The sequence below is a fragment of the Paraglaciecola arctica genome (assembly GCF_018861065.1).
In the GTDB taxonomy this organism is placed as follows: domain Bacteria; phylum Pseudomonadota; class Gammaproteobacteria; order Enterobacterales; family Alteromonadaceae; genus Paraglaciecola; species Paraglaciecola arctica_B.
In genome coordinates, this window is the sequence record NZ_JAHKQO010000031.1 from 204456 (window position 1) to 226572 (window position 22117).

General features: G+C 40.1%; 19 protein-coding genes. 11 read left to right on the forward strand and 8 right to left on the reverse strand.

Annotation, left to right across the window (positions count from 1 at the left end):
• Window positions 1-4 precede the first annotated feature (4 nt).
• On the reverse strand, window positions 5-565 hold the full coding sequence (locus tag KO534_RS12210; RefSeq protein ID WP_215929930.1) for an AAA family ATPase: 561 nt from the start codon (window positions 563-565) through the stop codon (window positions 5-7).
• Between the two features lie 242 nt (window positions 566-807).
• Between KO534_RS12210 and serA the strand changes: the two genes are divergently transcribed.
• Window positions 808-2037: a phosphoglycerate dehydrogenase gene (serA, locus tag KO534_RS12215; protein WP_215929931.1), complete on the forward strand. Its 1230-nt coding sequence runs from the start codon at window positions 808-810 to the stop codon at window positions 2035-2037.
• 92 nt (window positions 2038-2129) lie between these two features.
• Here the strand turns inward: serA and KO534_RS12220 are convergent, their stop codons facing one another.
• Entirely contained in the window at window positions 2130-3575 is a 1446-nt protein-coding gene (locus KO534_RS12220; protein WP_252732108.1) for a GAF domain-containing sensor histidine kinase, read from the reverse strand.
• Window positions 3576-3657: 82 nt separating this feature from the next.
• Window positions 3658-4386 (reverse strand): 16S rRNA (uracil(1498)-N(3))-methyltransferase, encoded by a 729-nt coding sequence (locus KO534_RS12225; RefSeq protein ID WP_215929932.1) that lies wholly within the window; start codon window positions 4384-4386, stop codon window positions 3658-3660.
• 599 nt (window positions 4387-4985) lie between these two features.
• Between KO534_RS12225 and KO534_RS12230 the strand changes: the two genes are divergently transcribed.
• Window positions 4986-5810, forward strand: a complete 825-nt coding sequence (locus KO534_RS12230; RefSeq protein WP_215929933.1) for a mechanosensitive ion channel family protein — start codon at window positions 4986-4988, stop codon at window positions 5808-5810.
• Window positions 5811-5881: 71 nt separating this feature from the next.
• Here KO534_RS12230 and KO534_RS12235 read toward each other — a convergent pair whose 3' ends face one another.
• Window positions 5882-6697 (reverse strand): M48 family metallopeptidase, encoded by an 816-nt coding sequence (locus tag KO534_RS12235; protein WP_436836585.1) that lies wholly within the window; start codon window positions 6695-6697, stop codon window positions 5882-5884.
• A 107-nt stretch (window positions 6698-6804) separates the two neighbouring features.
• Between KO534_RS12235 and KO534_RS12240 the strand changes: the two genes are divergently transcribed.
• The gene (locus KO534_RS12240; protein WP_215929934.1) at window positions 6805-7278 is read left to right on the forward strand and encodes a hypothetical protein; all 474 of its coding nucleotides are present in this window, start codon (window positions 6805-6807) and stop codon (window positions 7276-7278) included.
• Between the two features lie 61 nt (window positions 7279-7339).
• On the opposite strand, the gene metK is transcribed toward KO534_RS12240, so the two are convergent.
• Window positions 7340-8485, reverse strand: coding sequence for a methionine adenosyltransferase (gene metK, locus KO534_RS12245; protein WP_215929935.1), 1146 nt, complete (start codon window positions 8483-8485; stop codon window positions 7340-7342).
• A 268-nt stretch (window positions 8486-8753) separates the two neighbouring features.
• On the opposite strand from metK, the gene tkt reads away from it, so the two are divergent.
• The 7 genes from tkt (at window position 8754) to KO534_RS12280 (ending at window position 16851) form a co-directional block, all read left to right on the forward strand.
• On the forward strand, window positions 8754-10751 hold the full coding sequence (gene tkt / locus KO534_RS12250; RefSeq protein WP_215929936.1) for a transketolase: 1998 nt from the start codon (window positions 8754-8756) through the stop codon (window positions 10749-10751).
• Between the two features lie 71 nt (window positions 10752-10822).
• Window positions 10823-11839, forward strand: coding sequence for an erythrose-4-phosphate dehydrogenase (gene epd, locus KO534_RS12255; RefSeq protein ID WP_215929937.1), 1017 nt, complete (start codon window positions 10823-10825; stop codon window positions 11837-11839).
• A gap of 30 nt (window positions 11840-11869) precedes the next feature.
• On the forward strand, window positions 11870-13033 hold the full coding sequence (locus tag KO534_RS12260; protein ID WP_215929938.1) for a phosphoglycerate kinase: 1164 nt from the start codon (window positions 11870-11872) through the stop codon (window positions 13031-13033).
• Between the two features lie 123 nt (window positions 13034-13156).
• Window positions 13157-14056 (forward strand): fructose bisphosphate aldolase, encoded by a 900-nt coding sequence (locus KO534_RS12265; RefSeq protein ID WP_215929939.1) that lies wholly within the window; start codon window positions 13157-13159, stop codon window positions 14054-14056.
• A gap of 114 nt (window positions 14057-14170) precedes the next feature.
• On the forward strand, window positions 14171-14509 hold the full coding sequence (locus KO534_RS12270; RefSeq protein WP_215929940.1) for a hypothetical protein: 339 nt from the start codon (window positions 14171-14173) through the stop codon (window positions 14507-14509).
• Between the two features lie 182 nt (window positions 14510-14691).
• A complete protein-coding gene (locus KO534_RS12275) occupies window positions 14692-16167 on the forward strand; it encodes an ATP-binding protein (RefSeq protein ID WP_215929941.1) in 1476 nt (491 codons plus the stop codon).
• 6 nt (window positions 16168-16173) lie between these two features.
• Window positions 16174-16851 carry a response regulator gene (locus tag KO534_RS12280; protein ID WP_215929942.1) on the forward strand — a complete coding sequence of 226 codons (678 nt, stop codon included), beginning with the start codon at window positions 16174-16176 and terminating at the stop codon, window positions 16849-16851.
• A gap of 104 nt (window positions 16852-16955) precedes the next feature.
• On the opposite strand, the gene ppx is transcribed toward KO534_RS12280, so the two are convergent.
• The 3 genes from ppx to KO534_RS12295 form a co-directional block, all read right to left on the reverse strand.
• Window positions 16956-18497: an exopolyphosphatase gene (gene ppx, locus KO534_RS12285; RefSeq protein WP_215929943.1), complete on the reverse strand. Its 1542-nt coding sequence runs from the start codon at window positions 18495-18497 to the stop codon at window positions 16956-16958.
• Window positions 18490-20571 carry a polyphosphate kinase 1 gene (gene ppk1, locus KO534_RS12290; protein ID WP_215929944.1) on the reverse strand — a complete coding sequence of 694 codons (2082 nt, stop codon included), beginning with the start codon at window positions 20569-20571 and terminating at the stop codon, window positions 18490-18492. Before ppk1 ends, ppx begins: the two co-directional genes overlap by 8 nt.
• A 74-nt stretch (window positions 20572-20645) precedes the next feature.
• Window positions 20646-21149, reverse strand: a complete 504-nt coding sequence (locus KO534_RS12295; RefSeq protein WP_215929945.1) for a glycine cleavage system protein R — start codon at window positions 21147-21149, stop codon at window positions 20646-20648.
• A gap of 289 nt (window positions 21150-21438) precedes the next feature.
• Here KO534_RS12295 and KO534_RS12300 point away from each other — a divergent pair, with 289 nt between their 5' ends.
• Window positions 21439-22116: a TIGR00153 family protein gene (locus KO534_RS12300; protein WP_215929946.1), complete on the forward strand. Its 678-nt coding sequence runs from the start codon at window positions 21439-21441 to the stop codon at window positions 22114-22116.
• Window position 22117 lies beyond the last annotated feature (1 nt).

The window sequence follows — 22117 nt, forward strand, 5'->3', positions numbered from 1 at the left end:
TTATCTAGTCTAGATCTCGAAATGTGATCACAGCATCTACCCTATGTTTTATAGCATGGTGCTTAGACTGCTCTTTCAGTGAGAAGATCGCAATACCGGGAAATAGTGATAGGCGTTTAAGCAAATAGCTTGTTTCTTGGTTGGCATATCTATCCCGTGAATCTTGAACTTTGGGCGCTTTTCCAAACAAAGCGTCAGCTTCGTCAAAGAATAATATCCAGTGACGGGATTCTGCCTGTGCAACCAGTTTTGACAGATTTTTTTCAGTTTCTCCAATATACGTTTCGACCAACCGATGGCAGTCTAGGAAACATACTGTTTGATTTGTGACATAGGCGAGTTGATTGAGTTGTAGCGCTTTCTCGGTATTATTGTTACCGCAAAAAACGAGCTTGGTATTAATGTTTTTTGTGGCTCTAAATCGCGCGTTTTTTAACTTGTCGGCATCGTCCTGACTGATGGCGGTATCCCGTGTGGTGGCAACGGGTTTTGAGAGTAAGTGGATGAATGGGGCTGGACCATGATGATACTCACTAAATACGGGTTTGTAGTTTGTGATTGCCAAAATCCTTCTCCTAATTTAATTGTTTAACGCAATAAAAAGACACAAGTATAACTATAGCAAACCGAATTATTTGTCATGGAATTTAATTTTAGTGTGGTGAAATAAACAAGAACTCAGTTTGTTAAGCACTTAGAGAATAAGCAATAGCCATAATTGCTTTCTAATTTATGAGAATTCTGCTATTTTTCATCCTCAAATAGACGTCCAGATGTCTCAAACTAAAATCTCAGTCGGAAAATCTCATGAGCAAAGTGTCGTTGCCAAAAGAAAAAATCAAAATTTTGTTACTAGAAGGTCTACATCAAAGCACCTTGGATACTCTTCATGCTAATGGCTATGAAAACATCGAGTATTTAAAAACATCACTTCCAGAAGACGAATTAATTGCCAAAATTAAAGATGTACATTTTATAGGTATTCGTTCAAGAACTCAGTTGAATGAGAATGTGATTGCTGCCGCTAAAAAACTGGTTGCCGTTGGATGTTTTTGCATAGGTACCAACCAGGTTGACTTAGCTGCCACACAAAAGCGTGGGATCCCAGTGTTTAATGCACCGTTTTCGAATACACGTTCTGTAGCAGAGCTGGCGTTGGCGCAAATTATTTTGTTATTACGTGGTGTTCCTTCAAAAAATGCCAAGGCACATAGGGGTGTTTGGGATAAAAGTGCAGTTGGCTCTTTTGAGGCGCGAGGTAAGACTTTAGGTATTATTGGTTATGGACATATTGGTACCCAATTAAGCATATTAGCCGAGCACCTCGGTATGCGCGTGCAGTTTTACGATATAGAAAATAAGTTGGTTTTGGGTAACTCAACACAAAGCAAAACTCTAAAACAATTATTGAATACTTCTGATGTAGTCACGCTACATGTTCCAGAAACGCCACAAACCCAAAATATGATGGGTGCGAAAGAACTAGGAATGATGAAAGACGGCGCAATTCTTATGAATGCTGCCAGAGGCACAATTATCGATATCGATGCTCTAGTAGAAGCTCTGAAAAGTGGTAAGTTGGCGGGTGCGGCAATTGATGTTTTCCCAGTGGAACCTAAGTCTAACGATGATCCCTTTGAATCGCCACTTACTCAATTTGACAATGTGATTTTGACGCCTCATGTTGGTGGCAGTACTCAAGAAGCCCAACAAAATATCGGAATTGAAGTGGCAGGCAAGTTAGCTAAGTACAGTGATAATGGCTCGACTTTATCAGCGGTTAATTTCCCTGAAGTGTCTTTACCTGAACAAGTTGATCGTTCTCGTTTATTGCACATTCACAGAAATATACCGGGTGTGCTAACACAAATAAACCAAGCGTTTGCGCAAAAGGGGTTGAATATTGCCGCTCAGTATCTACAAACAAATGAAAATATTGGTTACGTTGTGATTGATGTCGAAACTGACCATGCTGAAGAAGCATTTGAGCAATTGCAAAAAATTGAAGGCACAATTAAAACCAGAATTTTGCATTAGTCATCACGATAATCAGTTATAAATAAAAATGCCTGCTTTTTAGCAGGCATTTTTATTTTGTACGTGACGTTTTGTTTGTTTTTGGGGAGTGGTTATGAAATGGGTAACACTATAGTGAATTCGACGCCTTTACCCAATTCAGAGCGACAGTCAATCGTGCCTCGAAGAACTTTCATTATAATATTATTGCAAATATGCATACCTAAGCCGCAACCATCCTTTTCTCTGGCTAAAGTGAAAAATGGCTTGTACATGTTTTCAATCGTTTGGGTATCCATTCCTTTGCCATTGTCTTTATAAACTAAGATTAATTTTCTGTTTGTCGCTGAGTCATAGTCAATATTCGCCTTTATCGTAATTTTCCCTTCCGCATCGTTAGCAAAAGCATGATGTGCTGAATTCATGATTAAGTTAATCAATATCTGACTCAAAGCACCTGGATTACTATCAATAGTTAAGTCAGTCGGGATATCGACACAAATTTTGTGTGGCGTATGCTTTAATCTAGGCTTTAACGAGAGCAAGACTTCGTACACATATTCACACAGGTTAAATTTACGGACGTCTTGACTGTGTTGATCAACGGATAAGCGTTTAAAGGTTTTGATTAATTCATCGGCTCTGAGCATATTACGCTCGATAATCCGCGATGCTTCCGCAGATTCCGTTAAATAGGTGATAAGTTCCGAGCGTTTGAGTTGTTCATGCTGTACTTTTTCTAGACAAGACTTTTGCATGTCATCTAAAAAGCTAGCAGCAGTCACTGATACTCCGATTGGAGTACTTATTTCGTGAGTTAGGCTAGACATCATTGTGCCTAAAGCCGCCATACTTTCCAATTCTAATAATTGACCTTGTACTTCGGCCCGTTGCTCAATGGCTTTTTTCAACAAACCGTTTATGTCTTCTGCAGTTTCCTTTTGCATCATAAACTTTTGATGAAGGGTTATTTTGTGCTGCAACTCCTGTGTTTTTCTTTTTGAATGAAATAACAAGGCACAAATACTCTTAGCTGCTCGACTTAGCAATGACAACTCGGACGAACTAGCCTTTCTAGTGGTATTAAACAAAGCACTAAACAAACCAATAACCGACCCGTCATCGGTTATTATTGGAACCATCCAGTTAGCAACAATTTTCAAATTTGATGCTTCTACAAACATAGGTTGCCATGCTTTAGACGTACTCATATCAGGCACTATTACGTCAATGCCTTGCGCTAAATCGGTACCTAAATCAGATTTAGGATTGTTTAGAAAATGTTTGATGAGGTTATGAATAAAACTAGCGTAGTGATCATTACTTCTATTAAGGGAACGGAAAGTTGTCTTTTTGCTATCTAGTAGCAGTACCTGACAATGACAACTGTCTAAAATAGTTTCTAAACATTTGGTAATAGTATTTAGTGCAAGATCTAAGGGATTACCATTTAGCATGCTTTCCATCGCACAAGCACGGGCTTCATCTAATAGGTGCTGAGACGCTAACGAAGTGTCTAATCCATTATCGTCGTTGGAGATAAGTTTTAGGGGCTGCATAGAATTTATTATTTTTATTGGAACTATACTTTGCCGCTTAAGTTAGCATAAATGTAACCAGTTGTAAAAGTAACGGGCTATTTTATAAATCACCATGTATAGCTTGCAGCGCTGATATGGCGGCTATTGCAGCGGTTTCGGTGCGTAATACTCTTGGACCAAGTTGAATGGTCTGAAACCCATTTTGTTCTGTTTGGTAAATTTCTTGCTCTGTAAAACCCCCTTCTGGTCCAATTAGTAATCTAGCACCAGCAGCAGGCATACTTACATGTCTAAAGGCTCGATCAGCGCGGGGGTGCAAAGTAAGGCGAATTTGGTTGGTAGAGAGTGTTATCCAGTCCGCAAATGCTAAAGGGGGATGTAATACAGGCAACACGTTTCTGCCACATTGCTCGCAAGCAGCGATTGCCAGTTTTTGCCATTGTTGATGTTTTTTGGCCCATCTTTCTTTACTGAGTTTTACACCACAGCGTTCAGTGATAAGCGGAGTAATCTCTGTTACTCCTAACTCTATAGACTTTTGAATCACCCATTCCATGCGATCTCCCCTTGATATTCCTTGCCCTAAGTGAATATTCAGAGGTGATTCTATGCTAATAGAAATTTTAGAATCAATTTGAGCAACAACTTTACGTTTTGTGACTTCAGTTAACTGCGCACTATATTCGTTTCCATCGCCATTAAATAACACCACCGCTTGTCCAGTCTTAGCGCGAAGTACATTGGCAAGATGATTAGTCGCATCTTCTGTCAAAGTGACAAAAGAATCCGCCGACATGTCAAAAGGGTAGTAAATTCGGATAATACGCATTGTTCCACTCAGTAACCAATATTGTTTAAAAGAATGGTATCAATACAAAGATATTTAAAGAAGAACAAGCAAGCAAAATAATAAGCATCGGCGGATGGTCCAATTCCGCCTAGCCATTAAATGTTGCTCATCTGGACTAGATTACATCAAACATGCTGATGGATTAAGCGGTCTCTTTTTTAGGTGATATGGCGTTAGCACCTTTTCGAGCAAACTTAGTATTTTTTCCCTTTTCTGTTGACATAGAAAAAACGAAAAGTAAAACCAATGAAATAACTAATAAACTGACTAGTAACATTTTCAATTCCTTTAAAAATATTAGATCACCAAAAATCGGTGAGCTATATTATAGCACTATTTTTTTTTATGTTTAAAACAAAAAAAATTATTAAAAAAACACTTCCGCTGCCTCAACTCAAAGGCAATTATAGGTGCGCTAAATGACAAAATTATGAAGCTAGAATACTCAAATAAAACTAATATCGTAACTAGACTTTTGTCTAATTGATTAATAAAACAAATCAATTATTATGTGTGTTGCATGGAGAATGGCATCTCATTAATCGCAATAATTAATCAATAAAAAGGTAGGAAAAAAAATGTTTGGATTTGACGCGGAAAAAATGTCCGAAATGATGGAAACTTATGTGATTCCATGGGGAATTAACATTGTTATGGCGATTGTCATATACATTGTTGGTAAGATTATTGTAGGCATGTTGGTTAATGTCTTTGGTAAAGTAATGGCGCGTTCAAAGTACGACGATATGTTGATTGATTTCGTCAAGGCCATTATCAATGCAATTTTAATGTTGTTTGTTATTGTTGCTTCATTAGACCAGCTTGGTGTTGATACAACATCTCTTGTTGCCATCTTAGGTGCGGCAGGTTTAGCCATTGGTTTATCCTTGCAAGGCTCGCTACAGAATTTTGCTGCAGGGGTTATGCTGCTTGTATTTAGACCGTTTAAAGCAGGTGATTTCATTGAAGCTGGTGGTGCAATGGGTGTAGTGAAAAGTATCAGTATTTTCACAACAGTGATGACAACTGGCGACAATAAGGAAATTATTATTCCTAATGGTTCAATTTATGGCGGCAATATTACTAACTACTCTGCTAAAGAAACTCGTCGTGTAGATATGGTTGTAGGTATTGGCTACGATAGTGATTTGAAGAAAGCCAAAGAAATATTAAAAGAAATGGTTGCTGCAGATGAGCGTATTTTAAAAGATCCTGCTCCAACTGTTGCTGTGGCTGAGTTAGCTGACAGCAGTGTTAATTTTGTAGTTCGCCCTTGGGTCGCGTCTGCTGACTATTGGGCAGTTAAATTTGACTTTAATGAAGCGGTTAAGTTGAGATTTGACGCTGAAGGTATTTCTATACCTTTCCCTCAAATGGACGTACATGTTCATAAAAACGATTAGTCTTAAATCGTCATAAAGAAATGCCGCACTAGTATTCATATATAGTGCGGCTTTTTTTTGCTTTCACAAAATTAAATTTTGCAATTAGGTTTGGTACTCGCTGAACGGTAATTACTCAAGGCGTTAGGCATATTTTTTGATAAACTTTTGATTCGTGTCGCGGGAAGTGGATGAGTGGATAAAAGCTCAGGTTGCCTATTACCTTCGCTGGCTTTTTCCATGTTTTGCCACAAATTAACTGATTGTTGCGGATCAAAGCCTGCTTTAGCCATTAAGTCTAGCCCTATGAGATCCGCTTCAGATTCATGAGTTCGTCCGAATGGTAATTGCACGCCTACTTGAACGCCTAAACCTAAGCCAGCCATGATCAAATTGCTACTGGCAATGCCATTGGTTTGCAATAGTTGATTAGTGACTTCCATTCCTATACCAATTAGAGCACTGCTCGACATTCTTTCATTTCCATGTTCTGCAATAACATGTCCTACTTCATGACCAATTACGGCGGCTAATTGATGTTGATTTTCAGAAAGCTCAATTAAACCTGTATACACGCCAATTTTGCCTCCAGGTAGGGCGAAAGCATTGATTTGCGGAGAATCAAATACTACTAGCTCCCATTCTCCGGCAAACACTGATTTGGGTACATGTTGAGTAATGGCGTCTGCAATACATTCAACATACTGATTAGATACCTGTTGGGTGGAAACCTTCTGCTCAGTTTTTATGCCTGCAAAAGCTTGTTCGCCCATTCCAGCTAACTGAGAGCTTGAATAGAGTTTTAGTTGATTTCGACCTAATGGAGATTTAGCGCATGATGAAAAAAGGGTCAAAATGATAAATGTTAAACACAAATATTGAATACAACGCATAGTGATTATTCGCATAGTCTAGAAGTGAGCCAAATAATACCTTAAATTGTCAGTTGATTAAGCTTCTGTTCAGATAAATACAGCTAATTTATGCAGGTCTAAATTACTTATTTATAATTATTATGCATAAATCTTGTGTTGTTTCTTCGACCATTTTAGGGATATTTCTGCTGACTGCATGTGCTAACTCTAACCATGTAGACCATCAAGCAAAGAATCAATTTGTCACTGAGTTTTATGCTTGGGTACAAAATGTAGAAAAAATTAAATTTAAGTCCTATGTCGGTGAAGGCGCTGCAATTGGAGCAGTTGATGGTTTGCTCAGCAATGCCCGAGGCAATAGTGATGATATGCTCGCAGGAGCCATAATTGGTGGATTGTTTGGGGGAGTGTTGACTGCTTTGTTTGAGGGAGACACTAGTGGCTACCAATATGAACTTGCTGCGGTGGATGGAGATCTTGTTAGTGTTATTGCCGAAGATAAAGCCGCTGAGCTAGGCCAATGTGTCAGTGTAAGAGTTGCAGGTGATGTACGTATTAAGCTAGAACCAATGGCTGTTTGTAATGAAGCTGCACAAGAGTTCTCCCAATTTTGATAAGCTCAAAGTAAATATAGCCTCTATTAGAAAGAGGCTATATTTTATTGACTTTCGCTGTTTAAATACTCGCTTTTAGGCGTTCAGCAATGTCAGTGTTTTCCCATGGAAATTCTTCTCTGCCAAAATGTCCATAAGCTGCAGTCGCTTGGTAAATTGGGCGCTCTAAGTCGAGCATTTTTAGCAATCCAAAAGGTCTAAGTTCAAAATTTTCACGAACTAAAGCAACCAACACACTTTCTGACACTTTACCTGTACCAAAGGTCTCAATGCTGATTGAAGTAGGCTCTGCCACACCAATGGCGTAAGACAGTTGGATTTCGCATTTGTCTGCTAATCCTGCGGCCACAATATTTTTAGCAACGTAACGACCAGCATAGGCAGCTGACCTATCGACTTTAGATGGATCTTTACCTGAAAAAGCTCCGCCACCATGTCTTGCCATGCCACCATAGGTATCAACAATGATTTTACGGCCAGTTAAACCACAATCGCCCATTGGCCCTCCGATGACAAACCGGCCAGTGGGGTTAATAAAAAATTTGGTGTGTTTACTCAACCATTTTTCAGGGAGCACAGGTTTAATGATTTCTTCCATTACCGCTTCACGTAAATCGGCAGTACTAATACTCTCATCATGCTGTGTTGACAATACCACTGCATCAATTGCAACTGGCTCGTTATTTTCATACACAAAAGTGACCTGACTTTTCGCATCTGGCCTTAACCAATTTAGTTTTCCACTCTTACGCACTTCAGACTGACGTTTCACCAATCGATGTGAATAGGTTATGGGGGCGGGCATCAGTACGTCTGTCTCGTTACTTGCGTAACCAAACATCAAGCCTTGGTCACCGGCTCCTTGTTCTGCTGGTGAGCTACGATCCACACCTTGATTAATATCAGGTGATTGTTTACCAATGGCATTTAATATGGCGCACGAATCTGCATCAAAGCCCATATCTGAATGTACATAGCCAATTTCTCTAACGGTTTTACGGGTTATTTCTTCTATGTCGACCCAAGCTGAGGTTGTGACTTCGCCACCTACTAGCACCATTCCGGTTTTTACAAAGGTTTCGCATGCTACTCGCGCCTTTGGATCTTGAGTCAATATTGCGTCTAAAACTGCATCAGAAATTTGATCGGCAATTTTGTCTGGGTGTCCTTCAGAAACAGATTCTGATGTAAATAAGTGTGAGGTCATAAAAGCACCTTGGTTTAATGTCGATATACGAATTTATGGTGGTATTTTAGCAATTCAAATATAAAATACCAGTCTTTACTTCTAGACGTCCAAACGTCTATGAATTTTATTCTGCTAAGGTGTAAAAAAAAGTCATATGTAAATAATGATTCATAAGGGATTTAGCATTGCAGTTATAAGCTAGCTAATACAAAATGCAGAGCTATCTTAGGTGGCTGTCGCATAGAGTTACGGTACACCATAATTATTGGATCAGTCAGGAGACTACATGTCGTCATCACGTCGAGAACTCGCCAACGCCATTCGCGCCCTTAGCATGGATGCGGTTCAACAAGCCAACTCAGGACACCCTGGAGCCCCAATGGGTATGGCTGACATAGCACAAGTGTTATGGTCAGATCATATGCAACATAATCCTAGTAACCCAGATTGGGCGAACAGAGATAGGTTTGTGTTATCTAACGGGCATGGCTCGATGTTGATTTATTCACTATTACATTTGACAGGTTATGCACTACCTATTGAAGAATTAAGAAACTTCCGTCAATTACATTCTAAGACGCCTGGACACCCAGAATATGGATATGCGCCCGGAGTTGAAACGACCACAGGGCCGCTAGGCCAAGGTATCAGCAACGCAGTAGGTATGGCTATTGCCGAAAAAACCTTAGCTGCTCAGTTTAACCAACCTGATTTTGATGTCGTTGACCATTTTACGTATTGTTTCTTAGGTGACGGTTGTTTAATGGAAGGTATTTCTCACGAAGTCTGTTCTTTAGCTGGCACCTTAGGTTTGGGTAAACTGGTTGCGTTTTGGGATGACAACGGTATTTCAATTGACGGTCATGTTGAAGGTTGGTTCACCGACAACACTCCTGCTCGTTTTGAAGCTTATGGATGGCATGTCATTGCAGACGTAGATGGCCACGATCCACAAGCAATCGCCGATGCTATTGTGGCTGCAAAAGCAGAAACCACTAAACCGACTTTAATATGTTGTAAAACTATCATCGGCTTTGGTTCTCCGAATAAGTCAGGTAGTCATGACTGCCATGGCGCGCCATTAGGTGCTGATGAAATTAAAGCTGCGCGCGAGTTCCTGAATTGGCCACATGCTCCCTTTGAAATTCCCGAAGATGTTTACGCTGGTTGGGATGCAAAAGCAGCAGGTGCTGAAAAAGAACAAGCGTGGAATGCACAATTTGCAGCCTATCAACAGGCACATCCAGAATTAGCCTCTGAGTTAACCCGACGTTTAGCCGGTGACTTGCCTGCGGATTTTGCCCAAAAGGCCGATGCGTTTATTCAAGAGTCGCAAGACAAAGCTGAAAATGTGGCAAGTCGAAAGGCCTCGCAAAATTCAATTGAAACCTTTGCAACATTATTGCCGGAAGTGTTAGGTGGTTCTGCTGATTTAGCAGGTTCAAACCTTACTATATGGTCAGGCACTAAAGGTATTTCAGCCGACGATGCAAGCGGCAATTATTTATATTATGGTGTCCGTGAGTTTGGCATGAGCGGTATTATGAATGGTATAGGTTTGCATGGTGGGTTCCGTCCATTTGGGGCGACTTTCTTAATGTTTATGGAATATGCGCGCAACGCTGTGCGTATGGCCTCATTAATGGGTATCCCGAATATTTTTGTTTATACCCATGACTCTATTGGGCAAGGTGAAGATGGACCTACCCACCAACCTATTGAGCAAGTGGCAAACTTACGCTTAACCCCTAACTTGACTACATGGCGTCCATGTGATGGTGCAGAAACCGCAGTTGCATGGAAATCTGCATTAGAACGCAAAGACGGCCCATCAGCGCTAATCTTTAGCCGTCAAGGATTACCCGCCCAGCAACGTGACGCTCAGCAGTTAGCTAACGTTGCTAAAGGTGGATATATTCTGAAAGATTGTTTAGGTACACCAGATGTGATCTTAATTGCCACGGGGTCTGAGGTTGGCATCACAGTCGAAGCGGCTGAGCAACTCACGGCCGCTGGCATGGCAGTGCGTGTAGTGTCTATGCCTAGTACCTCTGTATTTGATAAGCAGGACGATGAATATCGTGAATCTGTGTTACCTAAGTCTGTTACTAAGCGTGTAGCGGTTGAAGCTGCTCATGTCGATTTTTGGTATAAATACGTTGGATTTGGTGGCACGGTAGTGGGTATGTCGACCTTTGGTGAATCTGCACCAGGAGCGGCGTTACTGAAACACTTCGGTATTACCTCAGAGGCAGTGGTTGAAGCTGCCAAAGGCTTAAATTAAAAGCCCTATTATTTTTCAAAGGCGCTTTTAAGCGCCTTTTTTCTATCGTCAAGTAATAAATAAAGAGTGTTATGTTACGTATCGCAATTAATGGGTTTGGTCGAGTAGGACGCAATGTTGTTAGAGCTTTATATGAAACAGGCCGCAATACTCAGGTTGAAATTGTGGCGATTAATGAGGTAGCAGAGCCAGAGGGTATAGCCCACTTACTTAAATATGATACATCCCATGGTCGATTTGGATTTCCTGTAGAATTGCAAGGGAAACAATTAGTTGTTGCTGGGGATGAAATCTTGTTATTACAGCATGAAAACATAGATGCGCTCCCATGGAAGCAATTGAATATTGATTTAGTCTTAGAGTGCAGTGGCGTGCATAATGACAGAATCGCTGGTCAAGCACATTTAGCACAAGGAGCGACAAAAGTACTGTTTTCCCAGCCATGTGGTCCAGACATGGATGCAACTGTGATCTATGGAATCAATGACCATCAACTCAGCGCTGACGATTTAATTGTTTCCAACGGTTCCTGTACAACTAACTGTATTGTGCCGGTTATACAGGTACTAGATGATGCGTTTAATGTACTCAGTGGTACGATTACAACCATTCACTCATCAATGCACGACCAACAAGTTATAGATGCTTACCATACAGATTTACGACTGACCCGTGCTGCCAGTCAGTCAATCATTCCTGTGGATACCAAATTGGCAAGGGGAATCGAACGTATATTACCTAAATTTGCGGGTAAATTTGAAGCCATTGCGGTACGAGTACCCACCATCAATGTTACCGCTATGGATTTAAGCGTGACCCTTGAAAAACACGTTTGTATTGATGAAGTTAACCTAGCGCTAAAACAGGCTAGTGAAGGTCGCTTAGGTGGAATTTTAAGCTACACTGAAGAGCCTTTAGTATCGGTTGATTTTAATCATGATCCGCATTCTTGTATAGTAGATGGAAGTCAAACAAGGGTAAGCCATAAACAGCTCGTTAAAACCCTAGTTTGGTGTGATAACGAATGGGGCTTTGCTAATAGAATGATTGACACTGCTTTGGCTATGTTCAACACCAATCAAAACTAAATTTTGAAGTTAATTTTTACAAGGTAAATTATGTCCATATTGAAAATGTCCGAGCTGGATTTAGCAGGTAAAAGAGTACTAATTCGTCAAGACTTAAATGTGCCAATTAAAGATGGCAAGGTGACTTCTGAAGCGCGTATTCGAGCGTCATTGCCTACCATTAATGCTGCCGTTGCAGCTGGTGCAAAAGTGATGGTTATGTCGCACTTAGGCAGACCTACGGAAGGACAGTTTGCTGATGAATTCTCATTGCAACCGGTAGTGGATTATGTTCAAGAGAACACCGAATTAAAGGTGCGCTTAGTGAAAGATTACCTATCAGGCGTTGCAGTCGAAACGGGTGAAGTGGTGATTCTGGAAAATGTACGTTTTAACCTCGGTGAAAAGAAAGACGATGAAGTCCTAGCAAAACAATACGCTGCGTTATGTGACATCTACGTCATGGATGCATTTGGTACTGCACATCGCGCCCAAGCTTCGACTCATGGGGTAGGGGTCTTTGCGCCAGTTGCTTGTGCGGGCCCGTTACTTGCCGGTGAGCTAGATGCACTAGGAAAAGCGCTCCATAATCCGCAACGTCCACTAGTGGCAATAGTAGGGGGCTCAAAAGTCTCCACCAAACTTACCGTACTTGATGCCTTGTCCAAAATAGCAGACCAACTGGTGGTAGGAGGCGGTATTTCGAATACTTTTGTGGCGGCCAGAGGTTACAATGTTGGCCGTTCATTACACGAAGCTGACCTTATCCCTGAAGCTAAGCGTTTAATGGATTCGTTAGATATTCCAGAAACTGTGGATGTGCGTGTTGGTAAAAACTTTTCAGAGTCTGAACCTGCCGTTATAAAAGATGTTTCTGAAGTGCAAGATGATGAAGAAATTATGGACTATGGGCCGCAAACAGCAGAGAACGTAGCCGAAGTATTAAAAGGTGCCAAAACGATTTTATGGAATGGACCTTGTGGGGTATTTGAATTCGATAATTTCGCCAAAGGTACTGAAGTCGTTGCTCGAGCTATTGCCGATAGTGATGCGTTTTCAATTGCTGGTGGTGGTGATACGCTAGCGGCAATTGATAAATGGGATTTAAGTGACAACATCTCTTATATCTCAACAGGTGGAGGTGCGTTTCTAGAGTTTGTTGAAGGAAAAGTACTACCCGCTGTAGCAATGTTAGAAGCTAGAGCGACTAAATAGCCTGTTTATTTGGTACCGAAAAATATAATAAAAAGAAGAGTTTTAGCTCTCAGTTTACTACCTTAAACCCTACAAGCCGTTATGCTCATCGGCTTACAACACAATAATAAAGGAGTGTTGCACATGGCATCACAAGCCCAGTTAGATATGCTTGCAAAAATCAGCAAGCAAAATGGATTTATCGCTGCATTGGATCAAAGTGGAGGCAGTACACCAAAAGCATTAGGTTTGTATGGCGTAGAACCGTCTGAGTATGAGGGTGACCAAGAAATGTTCGCCAAAGTACACGAAATGCGTACCCGTATTATTACATCAAAAGTATTTAACGGAGAGCGAGTATTAGGTGCAATTTTGTTTGAAAACACCTTAGATAGAGAAATTTTAGGGCAAAGTACCGCTAGTTATTTATGGCAAGTCAAACAAGTTGTACCTTTCTTAAAGGTTGATAAAGGCCTAGAAGCTGAAGTTGACGGCTCACAATTGTTAAAACCTATACCTGATTTAGATGGCTTGTTAGCCAAAGCTAATCAACAAAACGTTTTTGGTACCAAAATGCGTTCTGTTGTAAAGCTGGCTAACGCTCAAGGTATTGAAGCGGTTATTTCGCAGCAATTTACTGTGGCTAAGCAAATTTTAGCCGCCGGATTAATGCCAATTATTGAGCCTGAGGTAGATATTCACAGTCCTGAAAAAGCTCAAGCAGAAGCTTTGCTAAAAGCGGCAATTGTGAAACATTTAGATGATTTGGCTGCAGATCAACAAGTGATGTTGAAATTGACGCTACCTGAAACCGCTAATTTTTATCAAGAATTAGTCAACCATCCTAAAGTGTTGAAAGTCGTAGCATTGTCTGGTGGATACTCACGGGAAGAAGCGAATAGCAGGTTGACTGAAAATAATGGCATGATTGCCAGTTTCTCACGAGCACTTTCTGAAGGACTTAGTGCTAAGCAAAGTGATGCTGAATTTGATGCAACAATGGATGCATCAATTGAGAGTATTTATCAAGCATCTAAAACTTAAGCTTGTTAAGTTTAAAGCTGGGCAACTAAGTGCCCAGCTTTTTTATTTGGAAGATTGTATTGATAGGGCTATGATTTGCTCTGAGTTGTTATGTTGGATGAGAGCTAATTACGTATGGCCTATGACCTGCCTTTGCCTTTGTATAAAAAACTCACGGTAACATTTAGAGTCGAGCCGGGTTGTTTAGGTCCTGATGGGATTGAGCATATCGACGATTTTTGTAAATTTGCTAAAAAACAAGTAGCCGGATTAGACTCCGACTTTGTACGATGGGTTATTACTCCTCGTTATGATAAATCACTGCTTGAAACGGAATATAAAACCAATAACAAACGCCTAGATCATGACAAAGCAGAGAAGTACCTAAAGGTATTTGGTAAAGAACTTGATGAGTTTGAAGAACATCTGCAAGACAAGTTATCCCTATTAATTGATCAATATCTGGGGCGTTAATGCCGCTCTATTGTTACTTCACCCCTTCATAAGGTAAAAAATTCTCCCGTAATGTGTAAATATTAAGGATCCTTTACCTTCGAGGCTGACAAGAGAAGCAACTCCGATTACCTTAAGCGAGATATATTGAAGGACTAGTTTATGCTAGTTGTCCCATCAAACAATGGAGTGACCGCAACGCAATGCGTATACAGAATAAACTCTTTGCTATTTTCTTCCTCACTAGTGCTGTTCTAGTAGTCGCTCAAGTGCTGGTGATGCAGTGGAGCATTGGTAAAGGCATGGTCGACTACGTGAATGCGAGGGAGCTTAAAGCGTTAAATGGTGTGGCGACCTCTTTAGCTGAAATTTACCAAAAAGAGGGATCTTGGAAACAAATCACCGGTAAGCATCAACGTTTCAAAAATATCATAGATCAAGGATTAGCTGACTCGGAATTTAGCCACCCTCAAGCTGCTAGACCTCCTCATCAAGTAAGAGGGCCTCGTCCCGAAATGGGACAAGAAAGACCTAGAATAGATACACAAAGAGGCACGGATAAAGGCCCTCCCCCGAGACGAGGTGGGCCGCCTATTTTCGAAGTGAGTTATGCCTTGTTAGACGCTGATAAAGGATTTTTAGTTGGAATGTATTCCCCAAAACTCAGTTTTAGCTTTGTTGATATCCTAGATGAAGGAAAAGTAATTGGCTTTTTAGCTGTTTCGAAAAGAGATCAGCTCACCTCTGGCTATGAGTTGAATTTTGTTGAGCAACAACAACGCTATATTTTGCTTATCGCCCTTGGTTTAGTTTTAGTTGCTGTGTTGATAGCCATGCCATTAGCCGCACATTTTGTTAAACCAATTAAGGGTTTAACTTCGGCCATGAGCAAGCTCACATCGGGTGATTTCCAGCAGCGAATCGATCTAAAAAGAAAAGATGAGTTTGCGCACCTCAGCCGTGACTTTAACGAACTAGCAGCTACCTTGCAGCAAAATGAACAGGCAAGAAAACGTTGGCTTGCTGATATATCTCATGAGTTACGTACCCCAGTTGCGGTTCTTAAAGGTGAGTTAGAAGCCATGCTTGATGGAGTAAGACCATTATCAATAGAGCGCATTCAATCAATAAATGAAGAGGTAAAACAACTGGAGCAGCTGTTAGATGATTTACACGAATTAACTAGAAACGATTTGGGAACCTTACACTACCGTAAAGAATCCTTGAATTTACCCAGCTTACTCCATGAAGAAGTAAATCATTATCAAACATTATTGACAGAAAATGGCTTTAAAGTCAGATTTTCAGAACTGCCAAGTGAGTTATTTGTATTTGCAGACAGTAAGCGTTTACGACAATTATTTGGCAACTTATTTATCAATACTGCAAAGTACGCAAATGACGGTAATATGCTGAAAATAAGTGTCAATGAACTACAACAATCTCAACAAGTCGAAATTCGATTTGAAGACAACGGTTGTGGAGTTGATGAGGCTGATTTGGATAAATTATTTGAACATCTCTATCGAGCAGAAAATTCTAGAAATAGAGAAACCGGCGGCAGTGGTTTAGGTTTATCAATCTGTCAAAAAATTGTTGAGGCTCATCATGGAAAGATTAGCGCCTTTACATCAAACTTAGGTGGGTTGGGAATTTTGATTGTCTTGCCTTTAGAGTAATTGTTTATGTCGAAAAAAACACATGTCTTGATTGTTGAAGACGAGAAAAAAATCGCCTCTTTATTAGCTGACTATTTGGCTGCAGCTGAATACGATACGAGTTGTATCCATGACGGATTGGAAGTTGAGACTTGGTTGTCTGAACACCACACTGACATCATTTTACTTGACCTTATGTTACCCAGTAAAAGTGGGATCGAAATATGTAAGTCAATCCGCCTAACTAGCCAGATTCCCATTATCATGGTGACTGCTAAGGTTGAGGAAATTGATCGCTTGTTGGGACTAGAAATTGGAGCAGATGACTATATTTGTAAACCGTTTAGTCCCAAGGAGGTGGTTGCCAGAGTTAAAACCATTTTACGACGGGTTTCAGTCGCGGACACCTCTGACAATTTTACTCTACCGTTTGAAATCGATGCTCATAGAATGCTCATGACGATAGACAAACAAACAATAACCCTAACATCTGTTGAGTTTCAAATGTTAACCTTGCTTAGCTCTGATTTAGGCAGAATTTTCTCTCGAGATCAATTGATGAACGCCTGTTATAACGATCACCGTATAGTCAGTGATCGTACTATCGATAGCCACATTAAAAAACTCAGAAAGAAAATAGCCTTGATCGGAAATGAGCATTGGATCCAGTCTGTATATGGCGTAGGTTACAAACTGGTGGTGTGAGTTATATTCGTTAAATGGTTAAATTAATGTACTCAAAAACTTGCGTAAAAGGCAGTGACACACATAGTTTGATTTTACAGGCATTAGACTGTCTATAATTGCTGTTATATGTAGCTTAACTTCAACCCTAACTCTTTAATGTATTCGCTTTCACTTTCAAAATCGGCTCTAAATACTGGTTTTTGTTCAAGCCACTTATCGGGAAATTCAATGTGCAGCTTGTCTCCGTCGGCTTGCACGGAAAATTTTGGTAAAATGCCGTCCTGACGTTTTATGTTAAGCAATACTCCCAAACGCAGTAGTGCAATTAGTTTAAATACTTTCTCTTGTGCTAGCAGCGTAAACTCAGGAACTTCTGCCACTTTAATTTTCTTACGGTAGAACCTAGTTAACGTTGCTAATAAGTTTTGTTGCTCTTGCCCAAAACCGGGTAATTCAATATTTTGCAGTATATAACCAGAATGACGTTGAATTCTGCGAGTATTAATTTGCAAACCTACCTCATGCAATAGGGCTGCCCACGCCAACATGTTTTTTAATTCTTTATCGTCTATCTTCCATGCCTTTTTACATTGCTGATGTAATGTCATGGTAGTGGCAAGCACACGTTTGGCTTGCTCCACGTCAACGTCATATCGGGTAGCTAAGCTCTCAGCACTGCGTTGCCTGATATCTGGATGGGTCAGATGTTCTTCCATTTCATACAATACCCCTTCTCGCAGAGCATCCTGTGAATACTCCATTTCTTGAATATCTAAACTTTTAAAGGCGGCAATTAAAATGGCTAGGCCTGCTGCAAAAACTGGGCGTCTGTCGTCGGTTATTCCTTGAATTTGTAAGTCTCTACTATGGCCCGCTAGACAACATAAATCCTTCAAGGTGAGCAGGTCAGTAAGACAAACATGGTTTTCTCTATTGGTACTATCAAGTTGCCCTGCCAATTCAATAATAATTTTTATCGTGCCCGATGTACCTATACAAGTATTCCAACCTATTTGCTTATACTTTTTATCAATCATCTCCAGTTCTTGTTGGGCACTGGTTATCGCTTTTTCAAAGGCTTTGGGTTTGAGTTCTCCTTGCCTAAAGAATCGATTGGTATAACTGACGCACCCCATTTGTAGGCTTCGTAGCGCTGTTGTTTCAAAACCTTCTCCAATAATAAACTCAGTTGAACCACCACCTATATCAACGACTAGGCGTTGTCCTTGTTGGTGATTGGTATGGGCTACGCCTTGATAAATAAGACGGGCTTCTTCTGCGCCAGATATCACCTCTATTGGAAATGGAAATACTTTCTTTGCCGCTTTTAGAAAAGTTTTTGCATTACTGGCTTTTCGCAATGCGTGTGTGGCAACCACTCGAACAGACTGGGGATCAAATCCCTGCAAACTCTCGGCAATCACTTTTAACGTATCTAAGCCACGCTGCATGGCCTCTTCAGATAAAGCGCCATCAGTACCTAATCCGTCTGCTAAGCGTACTTTTTGTTTAACGCGGTGCAAAATTTGCACTGAGCCGGCCACAATGCGAGCAACCACAAGGTGAAAACTATTTGAGCCTATATCCAATGCAGCGACCTTGCTATTGTCTCTTATCTCGACATTATCGAATGTAGAATCAGGTACATGATGAGGGTTAGACATTTTTGTCCTTTTCAAGAGTTTTCAAATAACGATATATTTCAATCTGTGATCTCAACTTTTTGCGATTGCCCCTAGGCACATAATGATTGTTTTGTTGTTTGTCTATCACTCGAGCTTTGAGGGTATCCTTAAATTGAATATTTAATATATCCATAATTCTTCGTTTTAGGCTCTCATCATAAATAGGACATCCTACTTCAATTCTAAAGTCCATATTACGCGTCATCCAATCTGCAGAAGATATAAACATTTTTGAATCCCCAGCATTTTCAAACACCATTACACGAGGGTGCTCTAAAAAGCGGTCAACCACACTTATAACACTGATATTTTCACTCAAACCTCTTACGCCAGGCACGAGTGAACACATACCACGAATTATGGCTTTTATCTTGACCCCAGCTTGACTCGCTTTGTATAAATCATCAATTAAAAGTTTATCATCTAAGTTGTTGATTTTAAGCGTTATCTCTGCCTTTATTCCTTCGTTGGCGTTTTGTATTTCTTGACGCACTAAGGCTTGGATTTTAGTTCGGGCATTGAGTGGCGAGACTTGCAAATGTTGGAACTTTTGTCTTCGGTAGGGCTGCTGAATAAATGTAAATACGGCTTCTGCTTCATTTGCAAGTTCTTGATTACGGGTAAATAAACTAAAGTCTGTGTATATTTTCGCTGTTTTTTCGTTGAAATTACCGGTGCCAAAATGAGCATAATTGATTAGCTCTCCATTTTCTTCTCGGGTGACCACACACAATTTACTGTGGATTTTCAACGAATGCATGCCGAAAACTACTTGAACCCCAGCATCGGTCATTTTTTTGGACCATTCAATATTGGCTTCTTCGTCAAATCTAGCGCGCAACTCAACTACCACTGTAACCTTTTTGCCATTGTCAACGGCATCAATCAAGGAGCTAATGACTCTTGACTGACTGGCGACGCGATAAATATTGAGACGAATATGTTTAACACTCGGATCAAACGCTGCTTGACGAATGAATTCTGTTACATGTAAGAAACGATGGTAGGGGTAATGCAACAGAATATCTTTAGCAGTAATGGCGTCAAATACGGTGTCGTAATCTGAAAAATCCCTAGATGTCAGAGCCGGTAGTGACCTATTTTCTAAATAATCACGGCCTACGTTAGGAAATCCTATAAAGTCTTTAAAGTTACGGTACGGACCACTAGAAATGAGACTGTCATAGGAAGAAATTTTAAGGCGCTTTTTTAAGTCCTTGAGCATGTCGTTTGGCATTCTGCTGTCGTAGACCACTCGTACAGGTTCTGCAATTAACCTTTGTTTCATGCTATCAGACATTTTGTCTACATAACTCTCATCGATTTCATCGTTGAGAGAATATTCTGAATCTCGCGTCATTTTGAAAGAGAATGCCTCAAGAGAATCGAAGTCAATAAAACCTTTAAATATACTCTCCAAGTTCAGACGAATGATGTCATCCAACAAAATCATATATTTCTTTTTACGGCTTTTTTCTGGAGGGATAACCACAAATCGAGACATGTTTTGACTGGGGATCTCGATAGTGGCGTATGCCATAGCCTTTTCACCTTTATGAATGCCAACGTAAAGATAGGTAGAAAAGTCATTTAACCTAGAGAGTAACTTTACCTTCTTGTTTAACAATACGGGGGCAATGTGGCGCAAAATTTTATTTTTGAAATAATCGCTTAGCCACTGGGTATGATATTCGTTTAGGTCTTCTTCGCCGAGTAAAAAAATATTATATCGCGCTAAACCTTTGACCACATTGGCATGTATGCGATCAAAATTATTGGTCATCTCTAGAACTTTCTCTTGGATCCGTTCCATCAACAACTTAGTTTGTTCAGCTTCTTCGATCTCACCTTCATTTAAGTGAATATAAATTTTTCGTTTAACATCCGCTACGCGAACTCGATAAAACTCATCCATGTTATTTGAATAAATACCCAAAAATCGTATTCGTTCAATGATGGGGTTATTTACATCAGCAGCTTCTTGTAATACTCGTTGATTAAAGGAAAGCCAACTTAGTTCTTTAGGATAATAAATGTTTTGGGTATCAGGCATACATCACTCTTAACATAGTTAATGTTATCAATCGTCTATTGCAATTATGACAATTTAATGACAATCGCCTTAGTTTACTGAATTTCAATATCAACCATTAAGTCATTAGCGACGTTTTCTAACTTATCTCTCAAGGTCTCTAAGTCAAAATCTGCGGCAACTGTAATGATGGCTTTAGCTTTAAATAGTTCGCCTCCCCAATTCGGAGCACTCTCGAGTCGGGAATCAAATTTTACGATGTTTAAGTTAAATTGGCTTAAAATTTGGGTTATCTCTTGTACTATACCGGTTTTGTCGTTACCCATAATGTCTATTTGTACACTTTGTTGAGCGATTGAATGCTCGGTTAAACCTGGTAACAAGTGTATTTTTAAATCTGGGTGTTGTGAAAATAGCTCCATAAGTGTCTGGTGTTTTTCTGCAGGCAAGTCAACTTCAACAAATCCAGCAAAATGTCCCGCCATATGTGAAAAATTACTGCCTAACCAATTGCCTCCCATTTCGTAGACTGTTTTGGCTAAATCACTTATTAATCCTGGTTTATCGCTTCCAACTAAAGTAAATATTATGGGTTTCATAAAAGTGTCACATATCTGTAATAAAGTAAAAATGAGAGCCTGATGCTCGACTAAACTGCTTAGATAAATAGCCTAATACATTCTATCTAAGATGTAAGGTATTATTTGAAATCAAAAAATACCTTAATTGTGGTTGTGCTGAATCTTCAAACTTTAGAAAATTCAATGTAATCAAAATGCCATATTCAATTGATAACATGGTTTAGAGGGTCACAAATAGAGGCCATATTTGTGTTTAGCCCTCAAATTAGACTAACGTTATCTGTGTTTTTAATCGAAGAGAAAACTTATGCCAATTAATTCTTTTTTGGGGGTGTTTGCTAAATCACCGCTGAAGCCCCTAGAAGATCACATCAACATTGTTCACAAATGCAGTCGCGCATTATTACCCTTTTTTGAAGCGGTATATGCACAAGATTGGAAAACTGCTCAAGAACATCAAAAAGCTATTTCAATGATGGAGAAGCAGGCTGATGTGATTAAACGTGAACTTCGGATTAATTTGCCTCAGGGTATTTTTATGCCCATTCAACGTCAGGATGTATTGGACTTGTTGACGCAGCAAGACAAAATTGCGAATAAAGCAAAAGATATATCAGGACGCATTTTAGGTCGTCAATTAGCCATACCAGTGGAATTACATGAGTCATTTCTTGAATATTTGAATCGTTGTTTGGACGCGACTAACCAGGCAAAGAAAGTCATTAACGAACTCGATGATTTACTCGAAACTGGCTTTAGAGGACGCGAGTTACGATTGGTTGAAGATATGATTGAACGCTTAGATGATATCGAAGACGACACAGATAAATTGCAAGTTAGCCTTAGAAGAGGATTGCTGGCTCTTGAAAAAGACCTCAATCCAGTAGATGTCATGTTTTTATATAGCATTATTGATTGGGTCGGCGAGTTGGCCGATATTTCCGAACGAGTCGGTTCTCGCCTCGAATTGATGTTAGCCAACTAAG

Coding starts and splice junctions, on each gene's coding strand:
- tkt (WP_215929936.1), top strand. CDS start 8,754: ATGTCGTCATCACGTCGAGAACTCGCCAACGCCATTCGCGCCCTTAGC.
- KO534_RS12230 (WP_215929933.1), top strand. CDS start 4,986: ATGTTTGGATTTGACGCGGAAAAAATGTCCGAAATGATGGAAACTTAT.
- metK (WP_215929935.1), bottom strand. CDS start 8,485: ATGACCTCACACTTATTTACATCAGAATCTGTTTCTGAAGGACACCCA.
- epd (WP_215929937.1), top strand. CDS start 10,823: ATGTTACGTATCGCAATTAATGGGTTTGGTCGAGTAGGACGCAATGTT.
- KO534_RS12295 (WP_215929945.1), bottom strand. CDS start 21,149: ATGAAACCCATAATATTTACTTTAGTTGGAAGCGATAAACCAGGATTA.
- KO534_RS12260 (WP_215929938.1), top strand. CDS start 11,870: ATGTCCATATTGAAAATGTCCGAGCTGGATTTAGCAGGTAAAAGAGTA.
- KO534_RS12300 (WP_215929946.1), top strand. CDS start 21,439: ATGCCAATTAATTCTTTTTTGGGGGTGTTTGCTAAATCACCGCTGAAG.
- KO534_RS12220 (WP_252732108.1), bottom strand. CDS start 3,575: ATGCAGCCCCTAAAACTTATCTCCAACGACGATAATGGATTAGACACT.
- ppx (WP_215929943.1), bottom strand. CDS start 18,497: ATGTCTAACCCTCATCATGTACCTGATTCTACATTCGATAATGTCGAG.
- KO534_RS12265 (WP_215929939.1), top strand. CDS start 13,157: ATGGCATCACAAGCCCAGTTAGATATGCTTGCAAAAATCAGCAAGCAA.
- KO534_RS12225 (WP_215929932.1), bottom strand. CDS start 4,386: ATGCGTATTATCCGAATTTACTACCCTTTTGACATGTCGGCGGATTCT.
- ppk1 (WP_215929944.1), bottom strand. CDS start 20,571: ATGCCTGATACCCAAAACATTTATTATCCTAAAGAACTAAGTTGGCTT.
- KO534_RS12235 (WP_436836585.1), bottom strand. CDS start 6,697: ATGCGAATAATCACTATGCGTTGTATTCAATATTTGTGTTTAACATTT.
- KO534_RS12280 (WP_215929942.1), top strand. CDS start 16,174: ATGTCGAAAAAAACACATGTCTTGATTGTTGAAGACGAGAAAAAAATC.
- serA (WP_215929931.1), top strand. CDS start 808: ATGAGCAAAGTGTCGTTGCCAAAAGAAAAAATCAAAATTTTGTTACTA.
- KO534_RS12270 (WP_215929940.1), top strand. CDS start 14,171: ATGGCCTATGACCTGCCTTTGCCTTTGTATAAAAAACTCACGGTAACA.
- KO534_RS12275 (WP_215929941.1), top strand. CDS start 14,692: ATGCGTATACAGAATAAACTCTTTGCTATTTTCTTCCTCACTAGTGCT.
- KO534_RS12240 (WP_215929934.1), top strand. CDS start 6,805: ATGCATAAATCTTGTGTTGTTTCTTCGACCATTTTAGGGATATTTCTG.